Origin of the sequence: Pedobacter ginsengiterrae (assembly GCF_039537385.1) — a bacterium.
Lineage (GTDB): Bacteria > Bacteroidota > Bacteroidia > Sphingobacteriales > Sphingobacteriaceae > Pedobacter > Pedobacter ginsengiterrae.
Window position 1 is genome coordinate 117,719 of record NZ_BAABAK010000020.1, and the last position, 12,578, is coordinate 130,296.

The 12,578-nt window shown below is 35.6% G+C and carries 14 protein-coding genes; 10 read left to right on the forward strand and 4 right to left on the reverse strand.

From position 1 onward, the window contains the following. The first annotated feature begins 15 nt into the window (after positions 1 to 15). The 6 genes from ABD692_RS19145 to ABD692_RS19170 all read left to right on the forward strand — a co-directional run bounded on the left by ABD692_RS19145 (position 16) and on the right by ABD692_RS19170 (position 5,059). Positions 16 to 948 (forward strand): XAC2610-related protein, encoded by a 933-nt coding sequence (locus tag ABD692_RS19145; protein ID WP_425567363.1) that lies wholly within the window; start codon positions 16 to 18, stop codon positions 946 to 948. Positions 949 to 1,354: 406 nt separating this feature from the next. After that, positions 1,355 to 2,398, forward strand: coding sequence for an MBL fold metallo-hydrolase (locus ABD692_RS19150; RefSeq protein ID WP_344769552.1), 1,044 nt, complete (start codon positions 1,355 to 1,357; stop codon positions 2,396 to 2,398). Positions 2,399 to 2,447: 49 nt separating this feature from the next. Further along, the gene (locus ABD692_RS19155) at positions 2,448 to 2,948 is read left to right on the forward strand and encodes a hypothetical protein (protein ID WP_344769554.1); all 501 of its coding nucleotides are present in this window, start codon (positions 2,448 to 2,450) and stop codon (positions 2,946 to 2,948) included. A 288-nt stretch (positions 2,949 to 3,236) separates the two neighbouring features. After that, positions 3,237 to 3,608: a hypothetical protein gene (locus tag ABD692_RS19160; protein WP_316764165.1), complete on the forward strand. Its 372-nt coding sequence runs from the start codon at positions 3,237 to 3,239 to the stop codon at positions 3,606 to 3,608. 117 nt (positions 3,609 to 3,725) lie between these two features. Then, entirely contained in the window at positions 3,726 to 4,295 is a 570-nt protein-coding gene (locus ABD692_RS19165) for a Crp/Fnr family transcriptional regulator (RefSeq protein ID WP_316764163.1), read from the forward strand. An 86-nt stretch (positions 4,296 to 4,381) separates the two neighbouring features. Then, positions 4,382 to 5,059: a type 1 glutamine amidotransferase domain-containing protein gene (locus ABD692_RS19170; protein ID WP_344769558.1), complete on the forward strand. Its 678-nt coding sequence runs from the start codon at positions 4,382 to 4,384 to the stop codon at positions 5,057 to 5,059. Between the two features lie 49 nt (positions 5,060 to 5,108). Here the strand turns inward: ABD692_RS19170 and ABD692_RS19175 are convergent, their stop codons facing one another. Further along, on the reverse strand, positions 5,109 to 5,360 hold the full coding sequence (locus tag ABD692_RS19175; RefSeq protein WP_316764159.1) for a hypothetical protein: 252 nt from the start codon (positions 5,358 to 5,360) through the stop codon (positions 5,109 to 5,111). A 252-nt stretch (positions 5,361 to 5,612) separates the two neighbouring features. Between ABD692_RS19175 and ABD692_RS19180 the strand changes: the two genes are divergently transcribed. Both ABD692_RS19180 and ABD692_RS19185 read left to right on the forward strand, forming a co-directional pair. Then, complete coding sequence (locus ABD692_RS19180; protein ID WP_344769560.1) at positions 5,613 to 6,080, forward strand: hypothetical protein; 468 nt, start codon at positions 5,613 to 5,615, stop codon at positions 6,078 to 6,080. A gap of 80 nt (positions 6,081 to 6,160) precedes the next feature. Next, the gene (locus ABD692_RS19185) at positions 6,161 to 7,543 is read left to right on the forward strand and encodes an MBL fold metallo-hydrolase RNA specificity domain-containing protein (RefSeq protein ID WP_344769562.1); all 1,383 of its coding nucleotides are present in this window, start codon (positions 6,161 to 6,163) and stop codon (positions 7,541 to 7,543) included. A gap of 259 nt (positions 7,544 to 7,802) precedes the next feature. Here the strand turns inward: ABD692_RS19185 and ABD692_RS19190 are convergent, their stop codons facing one another. The 3 genes from ABD692_RS19190 to ABD692_RS19200 form a co-directional block, all read right to left on the reverse strand. Beyond that, positions 7,803 to 9,050, reverse strand: a complete 1,248-nt coding sequence (locus ABD692_RS19190; protein WP_344769564.1) for a glutamate-5-semialdehyde dehydrogenase — start codon at positions 9,048 to 9,050, stop codon at positions 7,803 to 7,805. A 155-nt stretch (positions 9,051 to 9,205) separates the two neighbouring features. Then, complete coding sequence (gene proB / locus ABD692_RS19195) at positions 9,206 to 10,285, reverse strand: glutamate 5-kinase (RefSeq protein ID WP_344769566.1); 1,080 nt, start codon at positions 10,283 to 10,285, stop codon at positions 9,206 to 9,208. A 187-nt stretch (positions 10,286 to 10,472) separates the two neighbouring features. Beyond that, positions 10,473 to 10,646, reverse strand: a complete 174-nt coding sequence (locus ABD692_RS19200) for a hypothetical protein (RefSeq protein ID WP_344769568.1) — start codon at positions 10,644 to 10,646, stop codon at positions 10,473 to 10,475. 147 nt (positions 10,647 to 10,793) lie between these two features. On the opposite strand from ABD692_RS19200, the gene ABD692_RS19205 reads away from it, so the two are divergent. Both ABD692_RS19205 and ABD692_RS19210 read left to right on the forward strand, forming a co-directional pair. Continuing rightward, positions 10,794 to 11,435 carry a DUF47 domain-containing protein gene (locus ABD692_RS19205; protein ID WP_316764141.1) on the forward strand — a complete coding sequence of 214 codons (642 nt, stop codon included), beginning with the start codon at positions 10,794 to 10,796 and terminating at the stop codon, positions 11,433 to 11,435. Between the two features lie 12 nt (positions 11,436 to 11,447). Next, positions 11,448 to 12,458 (forward strand): inorganic phosphate transporter, encoded by a 1,011-nt coding sequence (locus ABD692_RS19210; RefSeq protein ID WP_316764137.1) that lies wholly within the window; start codon positions 11,448 to 11,450, stop codon positions 12,456 to 12,458. The last annotated feature ends 120 nt before the right edge of the window (positions 12,459 to 12,578 follow it).

A 12,578-nucleotide genomic window follows, 5' to 3' on the forward strand; every position in this document is an offset into this window, starting at 1 on the left:
TATGCTATGAAAAAAATGCTTGTTATGCTATTAATAACATTTTCTTTTTTTGAGATAAAAGCTCAAGAGGCGAAAATTATATCAATTATAAATTTTACTGGCTCAATTGATAAATATCCTATAGAAATGAGATTGGAGATAAATCAAAAAAGTGATAGTGTAGCGGGCGAGTATTATTACAAGAAAAATGGTAATACACAAAAAATCATGCTCGAAGGCATGTTAAAAGACGGCGAATTAAACTTGCAAGAAAATACTTTTAATATTGCAAACCGTAAATATGAAACTACTGGGAATTTTAAATTGAATTACATTGATCAGATTTCTTTGAATGGAACTTGGCGAAAATCCGCTAAAAATACTTTGTATTTAACTGTTAAACTAGCCGCAAAAGAAAATTTAAAAGCATTTAATCCATCGAACTACGTTTTTCAATATGCCAGAAACCGAGCAAAGCTAGGCTACATTCCAGCCGATGCGCAATATTATTTCGACTTGGTTTCGCTAAAGGTTTTCATTAACAAAAGCATGCGCTGGATTTTCACAGATTTTGAGGATGTTTATACTAAGGAAGCCGAAATTATACTAGAGGATTTGAATTTTGATGGTTACTTGGATTTTAAAGTTCCGATCTATTATCCTGGTTTAGCCAAAGGCGATTATTCTTATCGCTATTTCATCTATTATCCCGAAAAACGTGGTTTTATCCAAAACACACAGCTTAATGAAATGGGCGTCGTATTTTTTGATGCTGTTAGAAAAGAAGCTCAAACCATAGATGCAGATGGGAGTGGAAACGAAGGAACTAAATATTTTCGCTGGCAAAATGAGAAAATGTTTTTGATAAAGGAAGAAAGGGATTACGAAAACGATATTTACACTCATATTACTTCATATAAAATCGAAAACGGTAAATCTGTACTAGTTAAAACCGAAAAGAAAAAGTAACGAAAAATAGTCATTCTTTCGGTTGTCCATCAATTCTTTTGATAGATAAAACTTATGCAGAAATTCCCATCAATTGCGATAACAGGCATTAGGTGTAAATCAGGCGAGAAATTTTGGCAGATAATTTCCACGCTACTAATCTTCTTTGGAATTTTAGTCGTCATTATTGCCACGATCGGTTTTTTACACGGTAATTTTAATATAATTCGAGACTAACTGTTAGAAAGAATGTACAGAACACTGTCAATTTTCTCAAACCGAGTAATTTGCATCAATATTTGCATTACTTTGAATAAAATTTCGCTACAATTTTTCTATGAAGCATAAAATTATTAAAACGATAAAATGGTTTTTTATCATTCTAAGTACGCTAATAGTATTACTTTTTTTGACTACCTATTTTTATTTGAAAAAGCCTTTATTTGGTAAAGCGGCAGAAGGTGCAAGATTAGAGCGCATGAAAAAATCACCAAATTTTAAAGATGGTGTTTTTCAAAATATTAATAACACTCCAGCGGTAACCGAGGGTTACAACACCCTGGGAATTATTGCCGATAAATTATTCACCAACTACCCAAGATTAACGCCAGTTGATAGTATTCCATCGCAAAAGGTAGATTTATTGAAACTACCAATAGATTCAAATGTGCTGGTTTGGTTTGGCCATTCCTCTTATTTTATTCAATTAGATGGAAAACGCATTTTGGTTGATCCAGTTTTTAGTGGCAATGCTTCACCTATTCCAGGAACAGTTGTTGCATTTAAAGGAACAGATCGATACAGAGTAGAGGATTTACCAAACATCGATTATATTATTCTTTCTCACGACCACTATGATCATGTTGACTATGAGACTTTAATTAAACTCAGAGCCAAAACCCAAAAAGTAATTTGCGGTTTAGGTGTTGGTGCAGATTTTGAAGAATGGGGCTATAAACCCGAAAATATTTTAGAAAAGGATTGGAACGAAACCATTGATTTTGGCGGAGGATTTTTCATTCATACTACACCAGCAAGACATTTCTCGGGCCGAGGCTTTACCAGAAATAATACGCTATGGATGTCGTATGTATTACAAAGCCCAACAATGAAAATCTATATCGGTGGCGATAGTGGTTACGATACGCACTTTGCAGAAATAGGTAAAAAATTCGGTCCGATTGATTTGGCCATACTCGAAGATGGTCAATACGATGTAAAATGGAAATACATTCACTTGCAGCCTGCCGAAGTTTTAAAAGCGGCAAAAGATTTAAATGCAAAGCGATTATTTCCCGTACATTCTTCGAAATTTGTTTTAGCCAATCACCCCTGGGATGAACCTTTGACAAAAATTACAGCGTTAAACAAAACAACGAAAATTCCATTGGTAACGCCCGTTATTGGTGAGTTTGTTTATTTAAAAAGCGACAAGCAAGTTTTTCGACAATGGTGGGTGGGTGTTAAGTAAATTGTAAGCCAGCAAGTATGGTACTGAAAGCTATTTTTAAACGATATTGATGCGTAAAAACAAAAACTTAGCCGCGCTAATAAGAGATAGAAAAACCTATCTAATTGTTGGTGTGGTTATTCTTTTAATGAGTTTGTGCATCATTTTTCCATTCGAAAAACACGAAAGCAATTTCATTTCAGATTTCGTTTACACCTATATCTCCTTGGCCATTGGCCTGTTGGTGCTTATGTATGGCTTGATGGGCACGAATTTCTTTCAAGGTTTGCTGTTTCTAATTTTTAGCTCCATTTTTAGTTTCTGCGCCTGGATGTTGTTTTACCCTCTTGGCTTTCTTTCTACACTATTGGCCTTTTGGTTAGGAATTCCATCGGGTATAATTGCAGGTTTAATTTTCCTGATAGCCGATTATAAATTCATCAATGATGAAAATCGAGTAAAGCTTTTTTTAAAAAGAATGTTTCTTTTTTTATTGCTACTGGCGATTGTTTCCCTATCATTCCTTTATGGTAGCGACTTGATATCTTACATTTATGAAAAATTTAAATAGTTTTTTTGCTCTCTCTTCCTTATAACTGAACAGTATTAATTGTTTAAGGATATTAAGTTTCTTGATTAATTCAAATTATTACTATGCATGAATGGAAAGTAATAATTTAAATTAATCATCTATCTATCAGCATTTTAAATTACTAAAATGTTTCTTTTTCTTAAATTTTGATGGCTTTTTCAATGGATAAATAAGCCTTTTGGCACAGTGGTTGTAATTACGCTGTTACATTTAACTAAACAGATCGGTTGTCTACCACAGCAGATTTTAACATTGAAAAACAATAAAATGAAAAAGACAGTTCAAATTTTCAGCATGCTTTTAATAGCACTAACAGTAATGGTATCGTGTAAAAAAGACACCGATCCAGCAGATCGCGATTTTTTCGTTGGAACTTATAAGGGAACAGTTTCTTACCGAAATGGACAGACTGTAACCAACAGCACCGACGGTAAAGTAACCGTAACTAAAGTAAGTGATACGTACAGTTTCTTTTTTGGTAACAACATTCCTGATATTACAGGGGTTAAATTTCAGGAAAGCGGAAATACTTATGTAAGTGTTGGTACAGGTTTAATTGGAATTACCATCGATGCCAGCTCTTTAAAAATGGCAGTTTCGAACAGTAATGGTACCTGGACAGCCGATTGTACAAGATAATATTTTAAACTTTCAAAAAATCCCGATGTGAATCGGGATTTTTTTTTGCCCAATATTTTTAACATACTTTTTTAAGAAAAAATCGTGTTAAGTTCCGAATTTATCTAGATTTATAAAATGAGTGCTGAACTAAAAAAACATATTGAGGAAGTTGTTTTACTAACTGATGAAGAGTTTGCACATATTAATAGCCATTTCAAGTTTAAACATTTTAAAAAGCATCAGTATCTAATTCAAGAAGATGAACAAGTAAAAAATATCTATTTTGTAATTAAAGGACTTTTAAAAGCAACATTTACAGATGCAAATGGTAAGGAATATATCATTCAGTTTGCTATGGAAAACTGGTGGATTTCAGACTTCCAGGCTTTCTACAGCAACGTTAAATCAATTATAAATATTATCTGTTTAGAAAATGTAGAGCTCCTTTCTATCTCAAAAGAAAATTTAGATAAACTTTGCAATGAAAGCCACAAAATGGAGCATTTTTTTAGGATAAAAAATAGTTCTGGTTATGTTGCATTGCAGCAAAGAATTTTATCGTTACTAACAACTAGCCCTAAAGAAAGATTTGAGCAATTGTCTCGCCAATATCCACAACTTTCTCAGCGGGTTTCTAAAACCGTTATTGCAGCCTATTTGGGTATTTCGAGAGAAACACTGAGCAGGCTTTCTACAAAATTGTGATTTGACTCACAAAAAATCTGTGATTCAAGTCCTGTGCAGGCGAACATTTTAGCCCTAATTTTGTCATACACTTAGGATAAAAATATATGAATAAGAAAGTTTTATTCGTGCTTACGAGCCACGATGAATTAGGAAACACAGGTTTAAAAACAGGTTTTTGGTCAGAAGAATTAGCTGCCCCATATTATACTTTAACAGATAAAGGAATCGAAATCACGCTTTCATCGCCAAAAGGAGGTCAACCACCTATAGACCCTAAAAGCGAAGATCCAACATTTCAAACCGACACCACAACAAGAATGGATAAAGACACCGTTCTGTTAAATAAATTAAAGCACACAATTCCCTTAGCAGAGGTGAAAATGGAGGATTATGATGCTGTATTTTATCCTGGAGGACATGGCCCGCTTTGGGATTTGGCAGAAAGTGCTACCTCTCAAAAATTAATAGTCGATTTTTACACCGCAAATAAACCAGTTGGCTTTGTTTGTCACGCCCCTGGCGTATTAAAGGATGTTAAAATTGATGGAGCATATTTAGTTAACGGTAAAAATGTAACGGGCTTTACCAACACCGAAGAAGAAGCGGTTCAGCTAACGAAAGTAGTTCCTTTTTTAGTAGAAGATATGTTGGTGAAAAATGGTGGAATTTATACCAAAATAGAAGATTGGAATCCTTACGCCGTTGTAGATGGTTTATTGGTAACCGGTCAAAACCCAGCATCATCAGAAAAAGTAGCCGAAGAATTGTTAAAACTATTATAAAACTAAATTTATAGAGGTTGCAAAACAAAACAGCCTCTATAAATTTATTTTACTCCAATTCTTCTTCATCTTCCTCTTCGGGCACATATTTTTCAATAGCCTGCCCAATTGCATTCACTTCTTCATCTTCCTCAAAAATTGGAAGTTCGGTTTTGTAATCCATCTTCAACCAAATGGAAGAAGTATCTTTTTGAATTTGAATGTATTCTCTTCCATCTTTAAAAATGGTATATGAGTCGTTTCCCTCAGGAAAAACCGAATAATTTATCGGGCCTATTTCTATATCAAATGGTTCTTGCATGGTGAGTTTTTTTGGTAAAGATAAGGCTTTGCCAGAAAGCACAAATTACCTTTTACAGTTTTTTTGGAAATCAATAACCGTAGTTCATGGCAGATAACAGTCCCGCTCACTACAATTCCTCAAGAAACCTGTCTATCAAGCAAGCATTCCCAAAAAAAAATAAATACAGATGTTTAAATGGGAGATTTCTGTTGCAATAGGGTTTAAGCTGCTACAAAATTGCATCTATCTGCGGCACCTAAACCCCCTTGAGTGGAAAATTGGAATGCCGAATTTTTTCTCGGGAGAGGATTTGAAACAAAAGACGGGAGAGAAACTGACGAAAGCACTACTGCACTTGATTTTAAAAAAAATAAATTTTTATCTTTAATAATGGATTTTACTAAAGCGGAAAACAGAATTTGCAGGTCTATTTTTGAAATCGGTTTACAGCGGCAATTTGCAGCAGGAATGAATGAATTTACCACCATATTGCAACAATGGCAGACTGAAAAACCTGCAGATAATAGAGCCCATTATTATGCAATTTTTAATGCAGTGAAAGATTTTGATAAAAAAATTGCAATTAGATATGATGGTTTGAGGAACTCGATGTATTATGCAACAATTATCGGTTTACTAAATGAAGATGTTATCAAAAGCGAGGATTTATTTGCGTTTTCTGAGGAAAGAAAATTACAATTGCTGGAGGCTGCAAAAAGATGGAAAGCGCTTCGTTAACTAAAAAATTACGCCATCTTGCTTAAAAATCGCGTCATTTGTATTACTTTACACCAAACAATTTACCGAAAGATTAGAAGATGAAGTTAACGTTTTGGGGTGCGGCGCAACAGGTAACAGGAAGTATGCACCTGCTCGAAGTTGAGCATTATAAAATACTGATAGATTGTGGTTTGGATTATGAAAAGGAAACCTATCAGGAAGATAATCAACAATTCCCTTTCGATCCGGCCGATATTAACCTGGTTATTTTAACTCACGCACATATCGACCATTCGGGTAATTTACCAACCTTGGTGCGCCTCGGTTTCGATGGTCAGGTGCTTTGTACAGCGCCGACCGCCGATTTAACTTCGATTTTGTTGTTCGATTCGGTTGAACTTTTTTTACGTAAACAAAGCAGAAAACCAAGAACCAAGCGTGGTAATTTCAGTGGTCCGAAACCTTTGTATTTGCATAAACATGTAATGGATACGATTGATCGTTTCGTAACAATTGCTTTCAACAAGCCTTTCAAAATTAATGGCAATATCAGTTTAACGTTTGTGCCTGTTGGGCATTTGCTGGGTGCTGCGGCAGCCATTTTAACGATAAACGATAACGGAGAAGAAAAGAAAATTGCTTTCTCGGGCGATATTGGCAGAGAAAATTATCCTGTTTTAGTAAAGCCAGAACCAATACCTGAGGTTGATTATTTTGTATGTGAATCTACGTATGGTGGCCGATACCACACAAAAGACCAAACTTTAGAACAGCGTTTGGTAAAAGAAATTGAAGAAGCATGTATCAAAACGCCTGGCCGTTTAATTATCCCAGCATTTAGTATCGGCAGAACACAGTCATTGGTTTTTGCATTAAACCAAATTTTTACTAAAAAGTTATTACCTCCTGTTCAAATATTTGTCGATAGCCCGATGGCCATACAAGCGACTGATGTTTACCGAAAACACCATAATTTGGTTAATCAGGAAGCGAAAGATTTCTACAAAACCATGGGCGATGAATTTGAATTTGAGCATTTGGCTTATGTTCAAACCATGAAAGAAAGTAAAGATGTCTCTAATTACTTTGATCCCTGCATCATCATTTCTTCTGCAGGAATGTTGGAGGGTGGGCGTATTCAGGATCATTTATATTACAACATCCAAAATTATTATTGCACCATTCTTTTTATTGGTTATTGCGCTAAGGGAACGCTGGGATATAAACTTTTAAGTGGTGCGCCAATTGTTAGAATTAAAGATCGTGAAATGATGGTTTACGCCACCATTCGCCAAACCGATTTGCTAAGCGGCCACGGCGATCATGATGATTTGGTTAGAACGGTAAAACAAACTGGCCAACCAAAAAAGGTTTTTCTGGTTCATGGAGAGGATAAAAGCTTACAAAGCTTGGCATCAGCTTTAACGGAAGATGGGTTTAATGTGGTTGCGCCTGAAAAAGGAGAGGTATTTGAGATTTAGTGCATCAGTCGTCATGGTTTAAATGTAAAACGATACCATCAGAGGATTTGCTCTTTAGCCTAACACAGCTTCAGCAGCAATCATCGTTCTACTATAATAAGGCCTTAACATTTTTTTAGCATAGGTTATCACAGCCACATCACTGACTTCAATAGAAAAATTTTCAGTCGTTAATTTTGTTTCTTTTTGTTGTCAAAAAGAAAAAAGCCTGCCTGGCCAAGACTAAAAATTAATTTCTATTCGATGACGATGAGTCCTTTTATCTCCTCACTTGCCCATCACCCCGAACAACCCATTTATAACTGGTTAATTCCTCTAATCCCATCGGACCACGGGCATGAAGTTTTTGGGTACTAATGCCAATTTCCGCACCTAAACCAAACTGAGCGCCATCTGTAAATCCTGTTGATGCATTGGCGTAAACCGCAGCGGCATCTACCTCATTTAAAAATCGGGTTATATTTTCTGTATCTTCGGAAATGATTGCCTCGCTGTGTTTAGAACTATAATTTGCAATATGATTTAAGGCTGCATCAAAACCATCGACAATTTTAACTGCCATTTTTAAAGATAAAAATTCCGTTCCGAAATGTTCTTCAGTTGCGGGGTTTAAAAGTGCTGATGGATAAGTTGATTTTAAAATTTCATAGCTTTGCTCATCAGCAAAAAGTTCAACTTTTCCATCAGCCAAAGGCGATAAAAGCTCAGCTAAATTATTCAATCTATTTGCATGGATTACCACACAATCCAACGAATTACAAACACTCACCCGTCTGGTTTTGGCATTAAAAATAATTGCCTTACCTATTTCTAAATCACCCGATTCATCAAAATAAGTATGAACAATGCCCGCTCCAGTTTCAATTACAGGGATTTTGCTATTCTCCCGAACATAATCAATCAACGATTGACTGCCGCGTGGAATCAATACATCTACAAAACCTCTTGCGTTTAGCAAAGCTTCGGTGGCTGCTCGTTCTGCTGGTAATAAGGTTAAAACATTAGGATCGATTTCATGCATGATTAAAACACTTTGAATCACTTTTGAAATGGCTAAGTTCGAAAACTCGGCATCGCTTCCGCCTTTTAAAACTGCAACATTTCCCGTTTTGAAGCAAAGCGAAAAAACATCAGCAGTAACATTTGGTCGGGCTTCGTAAATTACGCCAACCACACCCAACGGCACCCGAACCTTTTTTAAATTCAAGCCATTATCTAAAATTCTTTCTGATAAAACTTCTGTCAACGGACTGGTTAAATTCACTACGCTTTCGATATCGCCAGCAATGGTTTTTATTCTTTCAGCATTAAGCTTTAGTCTATCGTATTTTGGATCTTCGACGGGCATTTTTGCAAGGTCTTTTAAGTTTTCCTGCAAAATATTCCCTGTGTTTGCAATTAAAGCATCAGCCAAATCGGCTAAAACAGCATTTGTTTTTTCCTTACTTACGCCATTCAGTTTGCGACTGGCTAGTTGCGCCTTTTCGAAGTATTGTTTGTATTCCATTTTTGTAGTATCAATCAAGCATCAAGCTATTATTCTATGCTTTAGTTTTACACAAAGCGCACAGAATTTCACAAAGAAATTGAGAAAATGAATCTAGCTTTGTGTGTTTCTGTGTATTTTTCTTGTATACTTTGTGGTTAAATTAGACTTTCAGCTTAAATCGCCGAATAAAAATAATCGTAATGCACTAATGCCTTTTGTTTTTTCTGCCCAATTCTTTCTTTCGCTTTATCAGATCCATATTCTGCAATGCCTAAACCTATTAATTGGTTATTTTCATCTATAATTTTGATGATGTCGCCTTTTAAAAAATCGGATTGTATTTCAATAATGCCGATGGGAAGCAAACTTGTCGCTTTGCCAGATGTTAAGACCATTTTTGCTCCATCATTTAGTTTAACAATTCCAGTTGCCGCCGTTTCCGAATGTGCAATCCATTTCTTTTTACCTGATTTAATTTTTTCAGGCACAAATCGGGTATGAACCAAATCTTCATTTAGTAAAGAAGTAAGCACATTATCTTTCGTTCCGTTAGCAATATGAACTGCAATGCCCAATTTGGCAACTTTTTGCGCCATCGTTGTTTTGGTAATCATACCACCACGACCGAAAGATGATTTACCAGTTTGTATAAAAGAAGCCAGATTAGTAACCGAGCCTTTGATTTCTTCTATTACCTCTGAAGTAGCGAGCTTCGGATCGCCATTGTAGATTCCATTAACGTTTGAAAGGATGATTAATGCATCGGCATTTAACATTGAAGCAATTAAACCAGCAAGCTCATCATTATCGGTAAACATTAATTCGGTTACCGAAACCACATCATTTTCATTTACTACAGGGATTACCTCATTCTGAAGCAAAATTTGCATACAGTTTTTCATGTTAAGATAATGTGCCCGATCGCGAAAATCCTCTTTGGTAACTAAAACCTGCGCACACTTTATATGATGTTCGGCAAAGAAATTAGAATAGGTATTAATCAGTTTTACCTGACCAATGGCTGCTAATAGCTGTCTTGTGGTTACTGCATCTTGCTTTTCGGAAACTTTAATTAAGCTTCTTCCAGAGGCAACAGCACCAGAAGAAACTAAAATGACTTCGATGCCTTGTTGCTTAACTTCGGCCAGTTGATTTACAAGATGATTGATTCTGCTTTCATCTGGCAACCCGTTAGCTTGCGTAATTACATTCGACCCAACTTTAACAACTATTTTTTTGTACCCTAATTTCATTATTATTCTATCACATTTTAATGATGCCAATTTAACATCAATTTTTTTAATTAAGATGATTATCAATAGACTTAGTAGATTTTTACGAAAATGATAATTGGTTGTTTTTAGATAATTACGGATTTGAATTTACACTTGTGACAAATAGCTGAAGGCTTTCGGTAACGAAGAAAATATTTCTTTATTCTTAGAAGTGTATAATGGGCAAAGTGAAATTTGCCAAGAACTGAATACCTTTTGTTTTTAAATCTGATAAAGCAGAAAGCCCGCAACTGAGGTACGAATGCGGACTTGGAGCGATAGCAGGGCTAGAGTTTCCGAAGTGATAACTGGCATTCGTTTCCAAATAACTAGACTTCATGATCTGTCAGTTTTATAAATCAGTCGATTAAATTTACCACCAGAGACTTAATATATTATAAAACAGCCCAGTATTTCTTAATATAATTAAGAAATTAACATTAACTTAACATTGGGCTTGTAGCTTTGCAGCATATTAAAAATTAACATGAACAATATTTTTAAGTTCTTTACGCCTCAGGATAGAAAATTCCATCCTCTTTTTGAGCAAGCTGGTAGCAATGCATTGAAAATTGCAGAAACTCTTTTAGAAATGGTAAGCACGGCTGATGCTGAAAGCAGAAAAACAATTTTTAAAGAAATTGAGCGCTTAGAGCACGTTGGTGATGATATTACCCATTCGATTTTCCTTGAATTAAGCAGAAACTTTATTACACCGTTTGATAGAGAAGACATTCACCAACTGGCAACTGCTGTTGATGATGTTGCTGATTATATTTATGGTACTGCAAATCGTATGCAAATGTATAACATGAATGCGATTAGTGAGCCAGTTGTTAAAATTGCTGAGTTATTGGTAGAAATGTGTACTGATATTGATAAAGCAATTAAAGAATTACGCAGCTTTAAAAACATACGTGTAATTGCTGATGCTTGTATTCGTATTAACAGCGGTGAAAACCAAGCTGATTATGTATTTACTTTAGCGGTTGCCCGCTTATTTGAATACGAAACAAATGCAATTGAATTAATTAAACAAAAAGAGGTTTTACAAACGATAGAAAAAGCGACAGATAAGTGTGAGGATGTAGCGAACGTGCTTGAAACTATCTTAGTTAAAAACGCTTAATAAAAAACAAACATGGTAACTACCTTATTGGTTGTTGTTGTAATTCTGGCTATTGCTTTCGATTACATTAATGGCTTTCACGATGCCGCTAACTCGATTGCAACAGTTGTTTCTACAAAAGTTTTAACGCCTTTTCAGGCTGTTTTGTGGGCTGCACTTTTTAATTTTGCAGCATACTTTTATTTTACCGACCACAAAGTGGCCAACACGGTTGCTAAAACGGTAATCGAAAATTATATCACTTTAGAGGTTATTCTTGCTGGTTTGGTTGCCGCAATTATATGGAATTTGTTAACCTGGTGGTACGGTATTCCATCAAGTTCATCGCATACATTAATTGGTGGTTTTGCTGGTGCAGGTATGACACATGCCTTACTTACGGGAGCGAGTCCGCTTGATGCTGTAAACATGGGTTATGTAGTGAAAATTGTATCTTTTATTGTATTAGCACCAGTTATTGGTATGGTAATTTCGGTAATTATAACATTGGTTATTATTAACGTTTGTCGCTATGCGAAACCTGCTACTGCTGAAAAATGGTTTAAACGCTTGCAACTTTTATCTTCTGCAGCATTAAGTTTTTTCCACGGTGGTAATGATGCGCAAAAGGTTATGGGTATTATTGCAACGGCCTTAATTGCCGCTAAAGTTATTCCTAACTTCGAAGCAATGCCAGGTTGGGTGCCAGTTGCGTGTTACTCTGCTATATCTTTAGGTACAATGAGCGGTGGTTGGAAAATTGTTAAAACCATGGGTTCTAAAATTACAAAGGTTACTGCGCTGGAAGGTGTAGCTGCCGAAACTGCTGGTGCTGTAACACTTGGTATTACAGAGCATTTTGCAATTCCTGTTTCTACTACGCATACCATTACAGGTTCGATTGTGGGTGTAGGTGTTGTTAAAAGTATATCTGCGGTGCGTTGGGGTGTAACCATTAACCTAATTTGGGCGTGGATTTTAACCATTCCTGTTTCCGCAACCTTAGCTGCCATTATTTATGCAGCAATTTATTACTTCAAATAAAACAAAATCCTTTATATTATACTCAAAAGACCTAAGCCGAAAAGCTTGGGTCTTTTTGTTTTCACCATATTAGAAATCCAAGGTTTGTACTTTTTTTTCTTAGATGTCTTACATGGCAAG